Genomic DNA, 17,451 nt, shown 5'->3' on the forward strand with positions numbered 1-17,451 from the left:
AGGAGTCAGCATGGCGCAGGAAGTACGCGGTGTGATCGCACCCGGCAGGGACGAGCCGGTACGGATCGAGACGGTCGTCGTGCCCGATCCCGGTCCGGGGGAGGCGGTCGTGCGCGTCCAGGCCTGCGGGGTGTGCCACACCGACCTGCACTACAAACAGGGCGGCATCAGCGACGACTTCCCCTTCCTGCTCGGCCACGAGGCCGCGGGCGTGGTCGAGGCGGTCGGCGACGGCGTCACCGACGTCGAACCCGGTGACTTCGTGATCCTCAACTGGCGTGCCGTGTGCGGGAAGTGCCGGGCCTGTCTGCGCGGGCGGCCCTGGTACTGCTTCGACACCCACAACGCCCGGCAGAAGATGACCCTCGCCGACGGCACGGAGCTGTCCCCGGCCCTCGGTATCGGTGCCTTCGCCGAGAAGACCCTGGTCGCGGCCGGGCAGTGCACCAAGGTTGACCCGGCCGTCGCCCCGCAGGTGGCCGGGCTGCTCGGCTGCGGCGTCATGGCGGGCATCGGTGCCGCGATCAACACCGGAAACGTCGGGCGGGGCGACACGGTCGCCGTCATCGGCTGCGGCGGCGTCGGCGACGCGGCCGTCGCCGGATCGCACCTCGCCGGAGCGGCGAAGATCATCGCCGTGGACATCGACGACCGCAAGCTGGAAACCGCCCGGACGATGGGCGCCACCCACACCGTCAACTCCCGTGAGACCGACCCGGTGGAGGCGATCCGCGACCTCACGGGCGGCTTCGGCGCCGACGTCGTCATCGAGGCCGTCGGCCGCCCGGAGACGTACAAGCAGGCCTTCTACGCCCGCGACCTCGCCGGCACGGTCGTCCTGGTCGGCGTTCCCACCCCCGAGATGAAACTCGAACTGCCGCTGCTGGACGTGTTCGGGCGGGGCGGGGCGCTGAAGTCGTCGTGGTACGGCGACTGCCTGCCCTCCCGCGACTTCCCCATGCTGATCGACCTGCATCTGCAGGGGCGCCTGGACCTCGGGGCGTTCGTCACCGAGACCATCCAGCTGGACGAGGTGGAGAAGGCGTTCGAGCGGATGCACCACGGCGACGTGCTGCGCTCGGTGGTGGTGCTGTGATGGCCCCGCGCGTCGAACACCTCGTCACCTCGGGCCAGTTCAGCCTCGACGGCGGCACCTGGGACGTCGACAACAACGTCTGGATCGTCGGCGACGACCACGAGGCGATCGTCATCGACGCCGCCCACGACGCCGACGCCATCGCCCGGGCCGTCGGGGACCGCCGGCTCACGGCCATCGTGTGCACCCACGCCCACAACGACCACATCGACGCCGCCCCCGCACTCGCCGAGCGCACCGGGGCCACCATCTGGCTGCACCGCGACGACCTGCCGCTGTGGAAGCAGACCCACCCGGACCGCGAGCCCGACGCCTGGCTGGTCGACGGCCAGGTGATCGAGGCGGGCGGCGCCGACCTGAGGGTCCTGCACACCCCGGGGCACGCGCCCGGCGCGGTGTGCCTGTACGACCCCCAGCTCGCCACCGTCTTCACCGGGGACACCCTCTTCCAGGGCGGCCCCGGCGCCACCGGCCGGTCCTTCTCGCACTTCCCGACGATCATCGACTCGATCCGCGACCGCCTCCTGGCGCTGCCGCCCGAGACGAAGGTCCTCACCGGCCACGGAGACGCCACGACCATCGGCGCGGAAGCCCCGCACCTGAAGGAGTGGATCGCCCGCGGCCACTGACCGCGTGTCGCCCGTAAAAGGCGACAGAAGATGTCCGGCTTACCCGTCACTGTGGAGGCGACAAGCAGCCACGGTCTCGGGAGGTCGGACATGTCAGCTCCACTGAAAGGCAAGGTCGCACTGGTCGCCGGTGCGACCCGGGGCGCCGGACGGGGCATGGCGGTGGAACTCGGCGCGGCAGGCGCCACCGTCTACGTCACCGGGCGCACCACCCGCGCCCGCCGCTCGGAGTACGACCGGCCCGAGACCATCGAGGACACCGCCGACCTGGTCACCGAGGCCGGCGGGCAGGGCATCGCCGTACCCGCCGACCACCTCGACCCGGCGCAGGTCCGTGCCCTGGTAGACCGGATCGCCGACGAGCAGGGCCGCCTCGACGTCCTGGTCAACGACATCTGGGGCGGCGAGAAGCTCTTCGAGTGGGAGAGCACGCTCTGGGAGCACGACCTCGACCACGGCCTGCGCCTGCTCAGGCTCGCGGTCGAGACGCACGCGATCACCAGCCACCACGCCCTGCCCCTGCTGCTGCGCCACCCCGGCGGCCTGGTCGTCGAGGTCACCGACGGCACCGCCGACTACAACGGCGACCACTACCGCGTGAACTTCTTCTACGACCTCGCCAAGGCCTCCGTCCTGCGCATGGCCTTCGCCCTCGCCCATGAACTCGGCCCGCGCGGCGCCACCGCCGTCGCCCTCACCCCCGGCTGGCTGCGCTCGGAGATGATGCTCGACACCTTCGGGGTACGGGAGGACAACTGGCGCGACGCCCTGGAGCGCGAGCCCCACTTCGCCATCTCGGAGACCCCGCGCTACGTGGGCCGGGCCGTGGCCGCGCTCGCCGCCGACCCGGACGTGGCGCGCTGGAACGGCCGGTCCCTCTCCAGCGGCGGCCTGGCCCGGGAGTACGGCTTCACCGACCTCGACGGCAGCCGCCCGGACGCCTGGCGCTACCTGGTCGAGGTGCAGGACGCGGACAAGCCGGCCGACACGACCGGCTACCGCTGACCGGGACGATCACCGGTCGGCCGGGTCGTCCCCCCGCAGCCCGGCGAAGTGGTCGAGCAGGGCGTCCAGCCCGGCGGCCAGGCCCTGCGGACCGCCCCGCTCGGCAAGGCCAGGGGCGGTCGCGCGGAGCCTGGGCAGCTCCTGGAAGGGCATGCGGTACAGACCGAGCCGGAAGGCGGGGTCCGGCTCGTCGGGGTTGTCCACCATGGCCCGCAGTTCCACCGACACGTACCCGAGAACCCAGGCGGTGACGGCGCGCAGGACCGGGGCGGCACGGGCCTGGCGGTTTCCCGCCGAATGCCAGACCTCGGCTCCTGCCGCGTGGGCGATCTGTTCCAGTTCCGCGGTCCGCCGGCTCTCCTTGTGCGGATCGAGTGTCACGATGACGCGGTCCGCGGGACGCGTCTGCCGGTGCAGCGCCTCCAGTACGTGGGGGAGTGAATCCACCTCTCTGCAGGCGGGCACGAGGACGATCGCCCGGGGGGATTTCCGTGACGCGGCCGGCACCGCCACGGGCCTGCTCCGGTGGGCGAGCCGCCTGCCGCGCGACGCCATCAGGAGCCCGAGGGTGAGCGGAAAGACCAGCCGGAGCGCCCTGGCGGCCGGATCGCGCTGCGGACGGCGTGCCGATGCTGTGGGCGAGGGCGTCGCGATTCTTCGGGGATGTCACTGTTCCGTCCCAGTGCGGCCGATCGCACAACCGAACCCCCCGCACGCCCGTCTACCTGGCAGGGATCGCAGACACCGACCACTTCCGAAGGGGTATGACCAGCCATGGGGGACGTACGCAGACGGGGCGCCATCGCGCTCGGGATCACCGCACTGGTGGCGCCGCTCACACTCGCACTCGGGGCCAGTCCGGCCGCGGCCGCGAGCTGCACCACGCAGACCGGCCCGTACCAGAAGCAGGTGGAGAAGTTCCTGGGCCGCCCGGTCGACGGCAAGCAGTCCGCCGCCGACTGCAAGGCGATCCAGGCCTTCCAGACCAAGCACGGCATCTCCCCGAACGCCGGCTACGCCGGGCCCGTCACCTGGGGCGTGATGGACCTGATGCAGAAGCAGAAGGCCGTCGGGAAGAACCCCAACAAGGACGGCAAGTGCCCGGTGAACAAGGGCCGGATCGCCTGCGTGAACCTGAGCCTCCAGCTGAGCTGGATCCAGGACGGCAAGAAGCTCGTCTACGGCCCCGTCCCGGTCCGCACCGGCCGCGACGGCTACGAGACCCGCACCGGCCTGAAGAAGATCTACTGGCGGGACATCGACCACGTCTCCTCGATCTACGACGTGCCGATGCCCTACAGCCAGTTCTTCGACGGCGGCCAGGCCTTCCACTCGGTCGGCGTCAGCATGTGGAACCCGCCGGGCTCGCACGGCTGCGTCAACATGACCAAGGCCGACGCCAAGACGTACTGGTCGCTGCTGAAGAAGGGCGACGACGTCTTCGTGTACGGCCGCAAGCCGGGCACCTGATCCAGGCACCCGGCTCGGCCCCGTCCCTTACTGCGGCGCGTCTCCGAAGTCCGGGATCTCCAGCCGCACCCCGCCCTGCCGCGCCGACTCGTGCGCGATGATGCCCGGCAGGGTGTAGCGGGCGGCCACCCACGCGTTCACCGACGGCAGGGTGCGCGTGTTGACGGCGGTCACGAAGTCGTCCACCAGGAAGTGGTGGCTGCCCTCGTGGCCGTTGTGGAGGTGGTCGAACTCCCTCGGCAGCCGCGCCCGGTCGTGCACGGGAGCCGACCCGGAGGTGAAGGCGGCCCGCAGCTCCGGCGCGATGTGCTGGAGCGAGGGGTCGTCGGGCGCCATGGTGGGCTTGGGCTCCAGCAGTTCACTGATGTCCTTCACCCCCTTCTTGTCCTGCCACAGGGCGACCGTCGCGAGCTGTTCCATGCTCCCCTCGGTGCCGAAGAAGCGGAAGCGCGACTCCCGTATGTGCGAGGGGTAGCCGACCCGCCGGAACTCGTTCGTACGGAACGAGCCGCCGCCCGCCACCTCGAACAGCGCCGTGGCGTTGGAGAAGTCGTTGCCGAACTGGCTGATCTCCTTGTCGAAGACGCCGTCGCCCCGGTCGTCGACGACACCGATCGCCGACACGCTGACCGCGTGCGTCCTCCAGGCGCCCAGCACCCCGCCGACCGCGTGCGTCGGGTACAGCAGCGGGGGATAGCTGGCGGTGGCCTTCCAGTTCTCGCCACCGCTGTACTGGTAGGCCTCGTAGAACCCCAGGTCCATGTCGTGGACGTAGTCGCCCTCGGCGTAGAAGAGCCGCCCGAAGGCGCCCTCGGCGATCTGGTTGCGGGCGTGGACCGTCGCCGGGTTGTACTCGCTGGTCTCGCCCATCATGTACGTCAGCCCGGTGGCCTTGACGGCGTCGATGATCGCCGCGATCTCCTCCGCGGTGATCGCCATGGGGACCGCGGAGTACACGTGCTTGCCCGCGCTCAGGCCCTGGAGCACCAGCGGGCCGTGCGTCCAGCGCTGGGTGAAGATCGCGACGGCGTCGACGTCCTCCGATTCCAGCATGGCCTGGTACGACGGGAAGGTGCCCGTCAGCCCCTGGGCGGAGGCGAGTTGTTCGGCCCGCTCGGGCAGCAGGTCGGTGACGTAGACGTCGCTGACGCCGGGGTGGGCCTGGAACAGCGTGGCGAACTGGCCCGAGAACTGTCCGGCGCCGACGATGCCGATGGAGAACGTCATGTAAGGCGTGCCCTTCACTGGTCGGTGGATCACTGCGAGAGGATCAGGTTGATCTGTTCGTTGGTCTCGTCGAGGCTGCTGACCGGTTTCCCGTTGCCGTAGATGTCCTCCATCGCCGGCGCCATGAGCGCCGTCATGTCCGCCGAGTAGCTGGCGATCGGGTACGAGAAGGTCCGGAAGTCCTTCTTGTCGGCCACGGGCTTGGTGAACGACGAGACGTCGATGCCCTTCTTCCGGTACGCGGCGACGGCGGCCTCGGTCCCGGCCTTCGTCGCGGGGAAGACGACGCCGTACCGGCCGACGACCTTCTGGCACTTGTCCGAGGCCAGATACGCCACCCACTTCTTGGCGCCCGTCTTGTTCTTGGAGGCCTTGGTGACGGAGTCGGCGAGGCCGTTCATCATCGTGGCGCGCTTGCCGGTCGGGCCGACGGGCGTCAGGGCGGTCTTGATGTCCCGGCCCTTGAAGCCCGCGTACGTGGAGATCATCCAGGCCCCGTCGAACGCGGTGGCCGCCTTGCCCGCCGCGATCTGCGTGTTCTGCTGGTTGGACTGCACGTTGTAGTCCGACAGGGGCGGCATGTAACCCTTCTTCGCCAGGCCGAAGTACCACTGGATGACCGACTGGAAGGTCTTGCTGTCGTACTGGTACTCCGTGCCCCAGCGCGGCTTGTCCAGGTAGCTCCACCCGGCGGAGGCCGCGAAGTTGCTCCACTGCGTCTGGCCGTCGCCGAAGCCGCCTCCGCCCGTGGCCAGGCCGTACACCTTGACGTGGTTCTTGTCGAAGCCCGGCTCGTCGCCCCGCTTGCCGTTCCTGTCGATCGTGAGGTGGGCGATGGCCTTCTCGAAGGTGCCGCCGTCCTTCGGGTTCCAGGACAGGCTGTTGAGCTGCTCGGCGGTGAGGCCGGCGGCCTTCGTCATCTTCGAGTTGTAGAACAGCGCGACGGTGTCCCAGTCCTTCGGGGCGCCGTAGCGGTGGCCGTCCTTGCCGACCCAGTTGGCGGCGAGGCCCGGCTGGTAGTCGGAGTTCTCGATGCCGAGGTCGTCGAGAGGTTCGAGGACCTTCAGGTCGGCGTACTGGCCGAAGTTCTGGATGTGGTCGGTGAACACGTCCGGCTGGGTGCCGGCGATGAACCCCGCGGTGAGCTTGGTCCAGTAGTCGCTCCAGCCCAACTGGGTGATCTTGACGTTCAGTCCGGGATTCTCCTTCTGGAACCCCTTGGCGCAGGCCTGGTAGGCGGGCAGCTGGTTGGCGTCCCACAGCCAGTACGTGACCGTGTGGGCGGAAGACCCGGCGGCGCCCTGCTGCGCGCATCCGCTGACCAGGGACAGCGCCAGCGCTCCGGTCGCCGCGACGAGCGTACGCAAACGAATTCGCATGACAGTCCCTCTACTTGATCCCGGTGAAGCCGATGGAGCTGACGATGCGGCGCGCGAAGCAGGCGAACAGCACCAGCATCGGCAGCGCGGCGATCAGCGTCGCCGCCATGAGCCCGGACCAGTCGACGCCGGTCGCCGGGGTCTGCGCCCGGAAGATCGCCAGCGCCACGGTCAGCACCCGCGAGCTGTCGCTGTAGGAGACCATCAGCGGCCAGAAGTAGTCGTTCCAGGAGGTGATGTACGTCAGCACGCCCAGGGTGACGATCGGCGTGGACGCCATCGGCAGCACCACGCGGAAGAAGATCTTGATCTTCCCGGCGCCGTCCAGCAGCGCGGCCTCCTCGACCTCCTGCGGGATGTTCATGAAGAACTGCCGCAGGAAGAACACCGCGAAGGGCGTCATGAACATGGTGGGCAGCGCGATGCCGAGGAGCGTGTCCACCAGGTGCAGTTGCTTGATGAGCACGAAGTTCGGCAGCAGGGTGAAGATGGCGGGCACCATCATCCCGGCCAGGAACAGGCCGAACACCTTGTCCCTCCCGCGCCAGCGCAGCCGCGAGAAGGCGTACGCCGCCATCGCGGAGAAGAACAGCTGACAGCCGGTGATCAGGGTCGAGACCAGCACCGAGTTGAGCAGATAGCGCCAGAAGTCGAGCCCGCCGCCGGCACCCCCCTGTTTGACGGCCTCCTCGGCCGACTGCATGCCCAGGGCGCGTTCGAAGCCGCTCGTGGTGAGATCCACGGGCAGGGGGTTGGTCGGGTCGGCGTTGAGCCCCGCGTTGGTGGACAGCGCGGTGCGCAGGATCCAGTAGAACGGCAGCAGGGTGATGAGGACGATCAGTCCCATCACGGTCCAGGCGGCGGCCCGCCCGAAGGGGAACCTGCGCCGCACCGGTCGCACGGTCGTGGGCGTCGTTGTCGTCAAGGCGGCCATGGCGGTGTCTCCCTTCCGTCAGCCGAGGTCGGTCCGGCCGGCCCGGGTGAGCCGGTACTGCAGGACGGTGATCGCGCTCAGCACGACCAGCAGGGCGACGGACATGGCCGAGGCGTAGCCGAACTGGAAGCGCCCGAAGGCGGAGCCGTAGATGTAGTACTGGAGCACGTTGGTCGCGTTCGCCGGACCGCCCGCGGTGGTGACGGCCACGGTGTCGAACACCTGGAACGACCCGATCACCGTCATGATCAGCACGACCGCGAGCACCGGGCGCAGCAGCGGCATGGTGATCCGCCAGAACATCCGCCACTCGCTCGCGCCGTCCACCCGGGCCGCCTCGTACATGTCGCCCGGGATCGCCTGGAGACCGGCGAACAGCAGCAGCGCGGTGTACCCGACGTGCCGCCAGACGTTGATGAGCGCGATCGTCGGGATCGCCCAGGTCTCGTCGGCGAGGAACGGGATGCGGTCGACGCCGAGGGCGCTGATGATCTCGTTGCCGATGCCGAGCTGGGTGTCGAGGATCCAGAGCCAGACGAGGCCGGCGACGACGTTCGACATCAGATACGGCGTGAGCACGATGCCGCGCAGCATCGCCGACTGGGTCAGCCGCTGGAGGAGGACGGCGATGGCGAGCGCCGCTACCGTCTGCACGCCGATGTTGATGACGACGTATACGACGGTGACCCTCAACGAGCTCCAGAAGATGGGGTCGTGGACCATCCGGACGTAGTTGTCCAGGCCCACCCACTCGGCCGGAGTCAGCAGGTTGAAGCGGGTGAAGCTCAAGTAGATGCCCCGGAGCGTCGGCCAGAGCAGGAAGACCACGAAGCCGAGCAGCGCCGGCGCGATGAAGAGCGCGGCCAGCCGTCCGTCACCCCGGTTCTCGCCCACGTCGGTCCGTCGTGTCCTGGGTTTGCTGCGGCCCTCCGCCGCGCCGCCCACGGGCAGACGCGACGGAGGGCTGCTGGAGGCGATGGTCATCGGGAGACTCCCTCGCTGCGGCGGCTCGTCCTCTGGCGGGACTTACTTTTGGCGCGAAACAATTGCCGCGTCAAGAGGGGTGCAAACATCTTTTCGCAGGAACCATCATCGCCGTAGAGTGGTCATATTGGTTTCAGTGCGAAAGAAAAGGGCGAGGGGAGTCGCACCGACATGACCGCAGGCATCGCCAGCTGGCCGCCGCTGAGCCCGGGAGAGCGCTCGGTGGCCATCGAGGTGCTCGTGCACGGCCCGCTGTCGCGCACCGAACTCGCCCGCAGGCTGGGACTGTCGGCCGGCAGCCTCACCCGGCTGACCAAGCCGCTGATCGAGTCCGGCCTGCTGGTCGAGGTCGCCGAGGCGGGAGTGCCGGCGGAGGCGCGCCAGGGCCGCCCCTCGACACCGCTGGACGTCGTCGCCGACTCCTGGTCCTTCCTCGGCTTCAAGATCACCGAGGACATGGTCTACGGCGTCGTCACCACGCTCAGAAGCGACATCGTCGCCCGACACGACCGTCCGCTCACCACCCACGACCCGGCCGAAGTCGCCGATGTGCTGGGGGAGATGACCGCCGAGCTGGTCCGCGACCACCCCCGGCTCGCCGGGATCGGCATCGGGGTCGGCGGTTTCGTCCAGGACCGCGCCGTCGTCGGGGAGTCCCCCTTCCTGCTGTGGCGGGACGTGCCCCTGGCCGAACTCGTCGAGGAGCGCACCGGGCTGCCCGTGGTCGTGGAGAACGACGTCGCCGCCCTGGTCGAGTCCGAGACCTGGTTCGGTGCCGGGCGCGGCCTGGACCGCTTCGTCGTCCTCACCATCGGCGCCGGCATCGGCTACGGGCTCGTGCTGGGCGGCAAGCGGGTGGCCTACGCCGAGGAGGACCGCGGCTTCGGCCGACACTGGATCGTCGACCCGGGCGGGCCGCTCACCCCGGACGGCCGGCGCGGCAGTGCCGTCTCGCTGCTGACCATCCCCAACATCCGCTACCAGGTTCAGGCCGCCACCGGCCGCGACCGGACCTACGAGGAGATCCTCGCGGCGGCGGCCGCCGGTGACCCGATGCCCGCCCGGGTCGTCGACGAGGCAGCCCGCGCCCTGGGCACGCTCGTCGCGCAGATCTCCAACTTCGTGATGCCGCAGAAGATCCTGCTCGCGGGGGAGGGGGTGGGGCTGATGGACGTGGCCGGCAAGACGGTCGAGGACACCGTCCGCGACAACCGGCACCCCCTGGCCACCCCGGTCGAACTGGAGACGAAGGTGTCCGATTTTCACGACTGGGCGCGCGGCGCGGCCGTCCTGGCCATCAAAGTGCTGGTGCTGGGATCCGTCGAAGCGTGAACAGGCTCACGTTTACTGGGAGATGGACGTGATCAGCAACACTGTCCGGAATGACCGTTTAGCTCGGGATTACTCACATCGTCTTCACCTCCAGCGACGTATGCTTCACAGCATGTCCACCACTGTTGAATCCTCTTCCCAGCGCACGGCTGACGAGGTCAACGAGGAGATCCGGGCCCTGTGGCGCCGGTCGGGCGGGACACTGAGCGTCGAGCAGCGCGAGGAGTACCAGCGGCTCGTCCTGGAGTGGGCCGCCGCGGCCCCGCAGTCCGCGCCCGCGGCCTGAGCGTCAGCCAGGTCCGCTGACGCATCGGACCCTCGTACCGGGGCACCCCTGATCCAATGGGTGCCCTTCTCGCACTTTCCTCGGCCGTCGTCTACGGCATCGTCGACTTCGCCGGCGGCCTGCTGTCCCGGCACATCCACCACGCCGCCGTCACCTTCCTCGGCCAGCTCGGCGGGCTGCTGCTCGCCTGCGCCGCCGCGCTCCTCATCCCCGCCGGCACCGTCCACACCGCCGACCTGCTGTGGGGCGCGCTGTCCGGGGTCGGCAGCGGCGTCGCCATGCGGTTCCTCAACCGCGGGCTCAGCAGCGGCGCGATGAGCGTCGTGGTGCCCGTGAGCGCCGTCACCGGCGTCGCGCTGTCGGTGCTGTGCGGGGTGCTCGTCCTCGGCGACCGCCCGGGGGCCCTGGCCTGGCTGGGCATCGCCGTCACGGTGCCCGCGCTGTGGTTCGTCTCCGGAGGCAGGGGCGGCGCGGGCCGGGGCACGGCGGACGGACTGCTCGCCAGCGCGGGCGTGGCCGTGCAGTACCTCGCCCTCGGGCAGGCCGGTGCCGCGAGCGGACTGTGGCCCGTCGCCGCGGGCCGTGTCGCCGCGGTCCTCGTCCTCCTGCCGGACGCCGCCCGCCACGCCCGCCGGCTGAGGCTGCCGCCCGGCCGCTGCGTCCAGGCCCTCTCCATCGGGGCCGGCGCGGCCCTCGGCCTGGTGCTGTATCTGCTCGCCGCGCAGCGCCAGTTGCTCGCCGTCGCCGTCGTCCTCGCGTCCCTCTACCCGGCCCTGCCCGTCATCCTCGGCCTCGCCCTCCTGCACGAGCGGATCAGCCGGCCCCAGGCGCTGGGGCTGCTGGGCGCGGGGGTGGCGACGGTGCTGCTCACGCTGGGGTGAGGCAGAGCCGCCCCGGCGCCGGCGTGCTCACGCGTCACCCTCGTCCTCCGGCCGCGAGGGGAACCGGAAGCCGACCCCGACCCCGTCCCGCAGCGCCGCCTCACAGGCGGCCCGGAAGAATGCGAGATCCTGCCAGGGCAGACCAACCGGGGTGTAGACCGTCACCCGCCCGGCATCGGTGCGCGCCGGGACGGCCCCGTCGACGACCCGGCCCAGCACGCGGCATCCTCCCGGTCCAGGCCCGCACGGCCCAGCGCGCCGGACGTCATGGCCAGTCCGAGGTCGTCCACGATCACGCGCGTCTGCCGCTGCACACCCGGCATCCAGCTCCGCCTCGCCCGGTTCGTCGTTCGCAGGGTCGGACCCCGGGAACTCGGCGTTCACCTCGACCGTGCAGGCGGGGATGCCCGGCAGCAGGACGGCGATGCTCCCGGCGGCCGTCGGCAGGCTCTGGCACACGCTGCGGGGGCGTCCGCGTGCCGAGGGCCGCGACAAAGACCTGGCGCAGCGCTGGGAGCATGTCCTCGGGCGTGACCACCCGCTGGAGCTCGGTGGCGCCGAGCGGCACGGTCGTGAGGCGGCCTCACCCAGGTACCGACGTCATCCCCAAGTGGCCGAGTAGTACTGCCGATACGCCTTGCGGTCCTGCTCCGCGCGGATCCACCGGGTCGCCACCAGGGCGACGAGGCTGCCCGCGATGACCAGCAGGCCGGGGCCGACGTTGCGCGGGTCGGTGAGGCGGGCCAGCAGGCCCGACACGTCCTCGCCCGTGACCGGCGCCGACGAGCCCGGCGAGGCCGCGCCCTGTGAGGCCGCCGGCGCGGGGGAGGCGCCGGTGCCGCCGGCCTGCTTGGCCACGATCAGCTTGACGCCCAGCTCGGTGAGCGCCTTCGTCACCGGCTGGAAGAACGTCGTACCGCCCGCCGTGCAGTCCCCGCTGCCGCCCGACGTCACCCCGAGCGCGATGCCGTCGGCGAACATCGGGCCGCCGCTGTCGCCGGGTTCGGCGCACACGTTCGTCTCGATGAGACCGGTGACCGTGCCCTCCGGGTAGTTGACCGTAGCGTTCAGCGCGGTCACCTCCCCCTCGCGCAGCCCGCTCGTGCTCCCGCTGCGGAAGACCTTCTGCCCGACCTCCGCATCGGCCACGCCCGTGATCCGCACCCCCTTGCCACCCCCGACCGCCACGACGTCCGCGCCCTCGCCCGCGCGGCCGCTGTCGTACTTCACCAGGGAGTAGTCGTCACCGGGGAAGCTCCCCTTGAGCGACGAGCCGACCTGCTGCCGGCCCCGGCCGTCGGCGAACCAGACGGAGCCGTCGGGCCCGCAGTGCCCGGCCGTCAGGATGTAGTCGGTCGTCCCGTCGGTCACGTTGAAGCCCGCCGAACAGCGCCCGGCGGTCGACAGGATGGGCTGCGCGCCGTTGACCCGCGTCGTGAACGTGCCCTCGGTGCGCTCCATGCGCACGAAGCCGCCGATGCCCTCCGCGACGTCGGTCAGCCGCGACCAGTCGGAGGCGGAGACGGTGCTGTCGCCCCGGACCACCACCTCATTGCTCTTGTAGTCCACGGCCCAGGCGGTGCCGGGCACCCGGGGCGCCGAACGCAGCGTCGCCGTGGCGGACTTGAGGTCGCTCATGCTGTGGCGCACCATCTTCGCCCGCGCACCGGCGCGCTCGACCTCGTCGGCCGCCTTCTCGTCCGTGACCCCGACGACCGGCCGGCCCGCGGAGTCGACCCAGCTGCCCGCCGTACGGGAGGTGCCGAGCCGGGACACCAGGTCGGTGCCCATGCTCGTGGCCGGCCGCGCGGAGTACGGGACGCCGATCGAGGGGTCGGCGGGCTCGCTCGCCACGGCGTTGGTGACCATCGCTCCTCCGAGGAGGAGTCCGCCGACGGCCGCCAGCCGTGTCACTCGCCGGACGACCCGTCGTCGTGCGTGCCTCATGCATGGCTCCCGAACCCGAACATCACGATGTGAACACCGCGGGACACTCCTTGAGTTGAGTGCCCTCTTCCCATACGGGGCGCAGCCGTGCCGTGTTCAGCGCACGCGTGATCTCTTCACCGCCGTCCGGCGGCGGGCACGGCCGGACCGAGCTGCGCCGGGGCGGCGAGCAGGGCACGGCTGCGCGCGTCGCCCCACACCGAGGCCGGATCGACGTAGGGCCGCAGTAGGGCGGTGAGCGCGGGGTCCCCGCGTCCGTTCAGCTCGTCGGAGGCGATCTTGCGGGCGATCCCGGCGAGGAAGTCCGCCACCTGCACGCGCGCGTCCTCACGCGCGACGACCAGCCGCAGCCCGGCCAGGCCGGCCCCCGCCTGCCGGGCCGTCTCCTCGATCCAGGCGATGCGGTCCGGGGTCAGCATGTTCTGCCGGTCGTGCACCAGACGCACCGGCCGCCCGTCGCCGCTCCACAGCGCGGCCGTACGGACGATCGCCGGCAGCAGCGGGTTGAGCACCGGGATCAGGGGCGGCCCGTCCAGGAACGCCGCCCGGTAGGACACCGCGCGGGCTCTGGTCGCGGCCAGCCGGTCGAGGACCTCCGTCACGTCCGTGTCCGGACGGCTTCGCCGCAGGGTGTCGATCGTGTCGTAGAAGACTTCCACGGGGGCGCCCGGCTCCCCGTTGTTGCGCACCCGCAGCAGTTGGTTGGCCGCCTCCAGGAACGCCCGCCAGCCGTCCTCCCCGAAGGCCCGCCAGCCGCCGCGGAACAGGGTGACGGCCGGGCCGGGGTCGCCCAGCAGCAGACCGACGGCCCGGTCCACCACGAAGAAGGACTTCTCCATGAGGTGGACCCGCGCCCGCCCGTGGATCGGCCCGTCCGGCGCGAGCAGCCACTCCAGCACCGCGCGGTGTTTCTCCCGCAGCAGGTGGTTCGCCTTGTACTCCTCGGCCGGGGAGCGGATCCGGTCCCGGATCTCCCGCACGGCCGCCGCTGCCGTCGCCACCGACAGCGCCATGCTGGCGTGCGCGAACACGTCCGTGTTCCCGCCGGTGAGGTTCTCGCCGTCCGACCCCGACTCGTCGCATGCGATCTCCAGCAACGGGCCTTCGGCCCCTGACCGCTCCCCGTCCTCACGATTCCCGCTCACTGCACAGCCCCCTATCGTGTGCCCATGACCAGGATCCCGCACGAGACGTCCGGTGAACCGAATCCCCTGCAGGCTCTCACCCTGGACCATCTCCGCCGCCGCACGAGCATGAAGTGGCGCACCTATCCCGAGGACGTGCTGCCGGTCTGGGTGGCCGAGATGGACGTGCCGCTCGCCGAGCCCGTCGTCCGCGCCGTCACGGACGCGCTCCGCCTCGGCGACACCGGCTACCCCGTCGGCACGGCGTATGCGGAGGCGCTGGCCGCCTTCGCCGGGAAGCGGTGGAACTGGGACGGGATCGCCGTGGAGCGCACCGCGATCGTGCCCGACGTCATGCTGGGCGTCGTCGAGATGCTCAGGCTGGTCACCGGGTACGGGGACGCGGTGGTCGTGAACCCGCCGGTGTACCCGCCGTTCTACCAGTTCGTCGCGCACATGGACCGGCGCGTGGTGGAGGCCCCGCTCGGGGCGGACGGGCGCATCGACCTCGGCGTCCTGGAGGAGACCTTCCGGCAGGCGGTCGCGGGCGGGGCACGGGCCGCCTACCTGCTGTGCAGCCCCCACAACCCGACCGGCACCGTGCACACGGCCGAGGAGCTGTCCGCCGTCGCCTTGCTCGCCGAGCGGTACGGCGTCCGCGTCGTCGCCGACGAGATCCACGCGCCGCTCGTGGTCGGCGGCACCGACTTCGTGCCGTACCTCAGCGTGCCCGGCGCCGAGCGCGGACTGTCGCTGATGTCGGCCTCGAAGGCGTGGAACCTGGCCGGGCTCAAGGCCGCCCTCGCGATCGCCGGGCCCGGGGCCGGAGCCGACCTGGCCCGGATGCCCGAGGAGGTCGGGCACGGCCCGAGCCACGTCGGCGTCATCGCCCACACCGCCGCCCTGCGCGACGGCGGCACCTGGCTGGACGCCCTGCTGTCCGGCCTGGACGCGGGCCGGCGGCTGCTCGCGGACCTGCTGGCCGAGCACCTGCCCGCGATCCGCTACCGCCCGGGCGACGCCACCTACCTCGCCTGGCTCGACTGCCGCGCGCTCGGCCTCGGCGACGACCCGGCGGACACCTTCCTGCACCGCGGCCGGGTGGCCCTCAACTCCGGCCTCCCCTTCGGCACCGGCGGCGCCGGACACGTCCGCTTCAACCTGGCGACCTCCCCCGAGGTGATCGGGGAGGCGGTACGGAGAATGGCCGCCGCGCTGACCTGAGGATCCGGGGGCACACCGCGCGGGAAGCGCTCGTACACTGCCCGGCATGGACGACAGCGCGCCGGCCGAATTGGGCGAGGGCAAGTACCTGCTGATCACCAGCTACCGCAGGAACGGTACGCCGGTCGCCACCCCCGTCTGGGTGGTGCGCGACGGGAACGCGCTCGGCGCCTGGACGTCGGCCGACTCCTGGAAGGTGAAGCGGATCCGCAACCGCGCCGACGTCCTGGTCGGCCCCTGCGACCTGCGCGGCAACCCCACCGGCGAGCAGGTGCCCGCCACGGCGGAGATCTGCGACGCGGCCACCACCGCCCGCTACCGGCGGCTGATCGCCCGCAAGTACGGCCTCGTCGGCCGGCTCACCCTGCTCGGCAGCCGGCTGCGCCGGGGCGTCGACGGCACGGTGGGCATCCGCCTCACCCTGACGCGCTGACCCCGGCTCGCGCACGCGCTTTCACGCTGACCCGGCTTCCGCGCACGCCTTCGCGCGCCGACCCTGCTTCGGGCTGCGGGACTCCCCGCCCGGCAAGCGCTTTCGGCCCCGGGGGAGTGGACAGCCCGTCCCCGGGACAGACCACCTGGCATGAGCCGAAATCCCGTCCTGCGCGCAGCCGTCGTCGGCACGGGCCACCGGGCCCAGCTGTTCACCCGGGGCCTCGCCGAACGCCCCGGCCACCTCGTGGCGGCGCTGTGCGACCCCAGCCCGACCCGGATGGCCTTCCACAACCGGCTGCTGGCCGAGGCCGGCGCTCCGGCGGCCACCGAGTGGGAGCCCGACCGCTTCACCGGCCTGCTCGCCAAGGAGGACATCGACGAGGTCGTCGTCACCACCGTCGACGCCGAGCACGACCGCTACATCGTCCCGGCACTGAAGGCCGGCTGCCGGGTCGTCACGGAGAAACCGATGACCGTCGACGCCGAGCGCTGCGCCCGCATCCTCGACACCGTCCGGGCGACCGGCAACTCCCTGACCGTCGCCTTCAACTACCGCTTCAACCCGGTGCACGAGAAGGTCCGCGCCCTGCTCGCCGACGGCGCGATCGGCGAGGTGCTCTCGGTGCACTTCGAGTGGCTGCTCGACGTACGGCACGGCGCCGACTACTTCCGCCGCTGGCACCGCGAGAAGCACCACAGCGGCGGCCTGATGGTGCACAAGTCCTCGCACCACTTCGACCTGGTGAACTGGTGGCTCGCCGACGAGCCCCGGGAGGCCTTCGGCTACGGGCGGCTCGGCTTCTACGGCCGCGAGGCGGGGGAGCGGCACGGACTGCGCCGGGAGTACGACCGCGCCCACGGCGCCGATCGCGCCGCCGACGACCCCTTCGCCCTGGACCTCGCTGCCAACGACACCCTGCGCGCCCTCTACCTGGACGCCGAACGCGACGACGGTTACCTGCGCGACCGGAACGTCTTCGACGGGCCGATCACCATCGAGGACGACATGTCCGTCCTCGTGCGCTACGCGCGCGGCGCGACGATGACGTACCACCTGACGGCCTACTCCCCGTGGGAGGGCTACCGGGTGATGTTCAACGGCAGTGCCGGCCGGCTGGAGCTGGAGGTCGAGGAGAGCCGCTGGCAGCCACCGCTGACCCGGGTCACCTCGGCCGCGGGCGCCCTGCACGGGGACACGGCGGCGGAGCACGCGGGCGGCGCCCGCCTCACCCTGCGCCCGCTGTGGCAGCCCCCGGCGGACGTGCCGCTCGCGGTCGCCCACGAGGCCCACGGCGGCGGCGACCCGCGCATGCTCGACGCGCTGTTCGGCCCCGCCGGTCCCCGCCGTCCGGCGGACACCGCGGCCGTCACCCACCCGACGGCCACCGAACGCGACGGGGCACTCGCCCTGGCGGTCGGTCTCGCCGCCAACCGCAGCTTCGAGACGGGACGGCCCGTGCGCACCGGCGACCTGCTCCCCGGGATCCGGTGACCGGAC

At 71.4% G+C, this 17,451-nt stretch carries 17 protein-coding genes and 1 pseudogene; 10 read left to right on the forward strand and 8 right to left on the reverse strand.

What is annotated here, in order from left to right; all coding sequences use genetic code 11:
- Nucleotides 1-10: 10 nt before the first annotated feature.
- The 3 genes from ACFZDA_RS16315 to ACFZDA_RS16325 all read left to right on the forward strand — a co-directional run bounded on the left by ACFZDA_RS16315 (nt 11) and on the right by ACFZDA_RS16325 (nt 2,730).
- On the forward strand, nt 11-1,096 hold the full coding sequence (locus ACFZDA_RS16315) for an S-(hydroxymethyl)mycothiol dehydrogenase (protein ID WP_391081030.1): 1,086 nt from the start codon (nt 11-13) through the stop codon (nt 1,094-1,096).
- Nucleotides 1,096-1,725: an MBL fold metallo-hydrolase gene (locus ACFZDA_RS16320; RefSeq protein ID WP_391081033.1), complete on the forward strand. Its 630-nt coding sequence runs from the start codon at nt 1,096-1,098 to the stop codon at nt 1,723-1,725. The genes ACFZDA_RS16315 and ACFZDA_RS16320 overlap by 1 nt, the downstream gene beginning before the upstream one ends.
- Before the next feature lie 90 nt (nt 1,726-1,815).
- On the forward strand, nt 1,816-2,730 hold the full coding sequence (locus tag ACFZDA_RS16325) for an SDR family oxidoreductase (RefSeq protein ID WP_391081036.1): 915 nt from the start codon (nt 1,816-1,818) through the stop codon (nt 2,728-2,730).
- Nucleotides 2,731-2,739: 9 nt separating this feature from the next.
- On the opposite strand, the pseudogene ACFZDA_RS16330 reads toward ACFZDA_RS16325, so the two are convergent.
- Nucleotides 2,740-3,003, reverse strand: a pseudogene (locus tag ACFZDA_RS16330) (TetR/AcrR family transcriptional regulator); the annotation flags it as partial.
- A 501-nt stretch (nt 3,004-3,504) separates the two neighbouring features.
- On the opposite strand from ACFZDA_RS16330, the gene ACFZDA_RS16335 reads away from it, so the two are divergent.
- Nucleotides 3,505-4,200 (forward strand): L,D-transpeptidase family protein, encoded by a 696-nt coding sequence (locus tag ACFZDA_RS16335; RefSeq protein ID WP_391081040.1) that lies wholly within the window; start codon nt 3,505-3,507, stop codon nt 4,198-4,200.
- A gap of 27 nt (nt 4,201-4,227) precedes the next feature.
- Here the strand turns inward: ACFZDA_RS16335 and ACFZDA_RS16340 are convergent, their stop codons facing one another.
- The 4 genes from ACFZDA_RS16340 to ACFZDA_RS16355 are packed head-to-tail and all read right to left on the reverse strand — an operon-like array spanning nt 4,228 to nt 8,724.
- Nucleotides 4,228-5,427, reverse strand: coding sequence for a Gfo/Idh/MocA family oxidoreductase (locus ACFZDA_RS16340; RefSeq protein WP_391081042.1), 1,200 nt, complete (start codon nt 5,425-5,427; stop codon nt 4,228-4,230).
- Nucleotides 5,428-5,456: 29 nt separating this feature from the next.
- Complete coding sequence (locus ACFZDA_RS16345) at nt 5,457-6,806, reverse strand: extracellular solute-binding protein (RefSeq protein WP_391081044.1); 1,350 nt, start codon at nt 6,804-6,806, stop codon at nt 5,457-5,459.
- 10 nt (nt 6,807-6,816) lie between these two features.
- Nucleotides 6,817-7,740, reverse strand: coding sequence for an ABC transporter permease subunit (locus ACFZDA_RS16350; protein ID WP_391081046.1), 924 nt, complete (start codon nt 7,738-7,740; stop codon nt 6,817-6,819).
- Between the two features lie 18 nt (nt 7,741-7,758).
- Nucleotides 7,759-8,724: an ABC transporter permease subunit gene (locus ACFZDA_RS16355; protein ID WP_391081049.1), complete on the reverse strand. Its 966-nt coding sequence runs from the start codon at nt 8,722-8,724 to the stop codon at nt 7,759-7,761.
- 171 nt (nt 8,725-8,895) lie between these two features.
- On the opposite strand from ACFZDA_RS16355, the gene ACFZDA_RS16360 reads away from it, so the two are divergent.
- The 3 genes from ACFZDA_RS16360 to ACFZDA_RS16370 all read left to right on the forward strand — a co-directional run bounded on the left by ACFZDA_RS16360 (nt 8,896) and on the right by ACFZDA_RS16370 (nt 11,223).
- A complete protein-coding gene (locus ACFZDA_RS16360) occupies nt 8,896-10,056 on the forward strand; it encodes an ROK family protein (protein ID WP_391081051.1) in 1,161 nt (386 codons plus the stop codon).
- A gap of 100 nt (nt 10,057-10,156) precedes the next feature.
- Entirely contained in the window at nt 10,157-10,342 is a 186-nt protein-coding gene (locus ACFZDA_RS16365) for a hypothetical protein (RefSeq protein WP_037667954.1), read from the forward strand.
- Between the two features lie 56 nt (nt 10,343-10,398).
- A complete protein-coding gene (locus ACFZDA_RS16370) occupies nt 10,399-11,223 on the forward strand; it encodes an EamA family transporter (RefSeq protein ID WP_391081055.1) in 825 nt (274 codons plus the stop codon).
- 27 nt (nt 11,224-11,250) lie between these two features.
- Here the strand turns inward: ACFZDA_RS16370 and ACFZDA_RS16375 are convergent, their stop codons facing one another.
- The 3 genes from ACFZDA_RS16375 to ACFZDA_RS16385 all read right to left on the reverse strand — a co-directional run bounded on the left by ACFZDA_RS16375 (nt 11,251) and on the right by ACFZDA_RS16385 (nt 14,315).
- The gene (locus ACFZDA_RS16375; protein WP_391081058.1) at nt 11,251-11,442 is read right to left on the reverse strand and encodes a hypothetical protein; all 192 of its coding nucleotides are present in this window, start codon (nt 11,440-11,442) and stop codon (nt 11,251-11,253) included.
- 381 nt (nt 11,443-11,823) lie between these two features.
- Nucleotides 11,824-13,170 carry an alpha-lytic protease prodomain-containing protein gene (locus ACFZDA_RS16380; RefSeq protein WP_391081060.1) on the reverse strand — a complete coding sequence of 449 codons (1,347 nt, stop codon included), beginning with the start codon at nt 13,168-13,170 and terminating at the stop codon, nt 11,824-11,826.
- A 116-nt stretch (nt 13,171-13,286) separates the two neighbouring features.
- Nucleotides 13,287-14,315, reverse strand: coding sequence for a hypothetical protein (locus ACFZDA_RS16385; protein WP_391081063.1), 1,029 nt, complete (start codon nt 14,313-14,315; stop codon nt 13,287-13,289).
- Between the two features lie 24 nt (nt 14,316-14,339).
- Here ACFZDA_RS16385 and ACFZDA_RS16390 point away from each other — a divergent pair, with 24 nt between their 5' ends.
- The 3 genes from ACFZDA_RS16390 (at nt 14,340) to ACFZDA_RS16400 (ending at nt 17,445) form a co-directional block, all read left to right on the forward strand.
- Nucleotides 14,340-15,518 (forward strand): aminotransferase class I/II-fold pyridoxal phosphate-dependent enzyme, encoded by a 1,179-nt coding sequence (locus ACFZDA_RS16390; protein WP_391081066.1) that lies wholly within the window; start codon nt 14,340-14,342, stop codon nt 15,516-15,518.
- A 46-nt stretch (nt 15,519-15,564) separates the two neighbouring features.
- Nucleotides 15,565-15,951, forward strand: coding sequence for a PPOX class F420-dependent oxidoreductase (locus ACFZDA_RS16395; RefSeq protein ID WP_391081069.1), 387 nt, complete (start codon nt 15,565-15,567; stop codon nt 15,949-15,951).
- Between the two features lie 150 nt (nt 15,952-16,101).
- Nucleotides 16,102-17,445, forward strand: a complete 1,344-nt coding sequence (locus ACFZDA_RS16400; protein ID WP_391081071.1) for a Gfo/Idh/MocA family oxidoreductase — start codon at nt 16,102-16,104, stop codon at nt 17,443-17,445.
- The last annotated feature ends 6 nt before the right edge of the window (nt 17,446-17,451 follow it).

The sequence above is a fragment of the Streptomyces sp. NPDC007991 genome (assembly GCF_042958445.1).
Taxonomy (GTDB): Bacteria; Actinomycetota; Actinomycetes; order Streptomycetales; family Streptomycetaceae; genus Streptomyces.

What these genes read in the sequence shown, in the direction of transcription:
- ACFZDA_RS16380 (WP_391081060.1), bottom strand. Translation starts at nt 13,170, where the DNA reads ATGAGGCACGCACGACGACGGGTCGTCCGGCGAGTGACACGGCTGGCG.
- ACFZDA_RS16320 (WP_391081033.1), top strand. Translation starts at nt 1,096, where the DNA reads ATGGCCCCGCGCGTCGAACACCTCGTCACCTCGGGCCAGTTCAGCCTC.
- ACFZDA_RS16335 (WP_391081040.1), top strand. Translation starts at nt 3,505, where the DNA reads ATGGGGGACGTACGCAGACGGGGCGCCATCGCGCTCGGGATCACCGCA.
- ACFZDA_RS16360 (WP_391081051.1), top strand. Translation starts at nt 8,896, where the DNA reads ATGACCGCAGGCATCGCCAGCTGGCCGCCGCTGAGCCCGGGAGAGCGC.
- ACFZDA_RS16340 (WP_391081042.1), bottom strand. Translation starts at nt 5,427, where the DNA reads ATGACGTTCTCCATCGGCATCGTCGGCGCCGGACAGTTCTCGGGCCAG.
- ACFZDA_RS16365 (WP_037667954.1), top strand. Translation starts at nt 10,157, where the DNA reads ATGCTTCACAGCATGTCCACCACTGTTGAATCCTCTTCCCAGCGCACG.
- ACFZDA_RS16350 (WP_391081046.1), bottom strand. Translation starts at nt 7,740, where the DNA reads ATGGCCGCCTTGACGACAACGACGCCCACGACCGTGCGACCGGTGCGG.
- ACFZDA_RS16395 (WP_391081069.1), top strand. Translation starts at nt 15,565, where the DNA reads ATGGACGACAGCGCGCCGGCCGAATTGGGCGAGGGCAAGTACCTGCTG.
- ACFZDA_RS16370 (WP_391081055.1), top strand. Translation starts at nt 10,399, where the DNA reads ATGGGTGCCCTTCTCGCACTTTCCTCGGCCGTCGTCTACGGCATCGTC.
- ACFZDA_RS16390 (WP_391081066.1), top strand. Translation starts at nt 14,340, where the DNA reads ATGACCAGGATCCCGCACGAGACGTCCGGTGAACCGAATCCCCTGCAG.
- ACFZDA_RS16355 (WP_391081049.1), bottom strand. Translation starts at nt 8,724, where the DNA reads ATGACCATCGCCTCCAGCAGCCCTCCGTCGCGTCTGCCCGTGGGCGGC.
- ACFZDA_RS16400 (WP_391081071.1), top strand. Translation starts at nt 16,102, where the DNA reads ATGAGCCGAAATCCCGTCCTGCGCGCAGCCGTCGTCGGCACGGGCCAC.
- ACFZDA_RS16345 (WP_391081044.1), bottom strand. Translation starts at nt 6,806, where the DNA reads ATGCGAATTCGTTTGCGTACGCTCGTCGCGGCGACCGGAGCGCTGGCG.
- ACFZDA_RS16325 (WP_391081036.1), top strand. Translation starts at nt 1,816, where the DNA reads ATGTCAGCTCCACTGAAAGGCAAGGTCGCACTGGTCGCCGGTGCGACC.
- ACFZDA_RS16315 (WP_391081030.1), top strand. Translation starts at nt 11, where the DNA reads ATGGCGCAGGAAGTACGCGGTGTGATCGCACCCGGCAGGGACGAGCCG.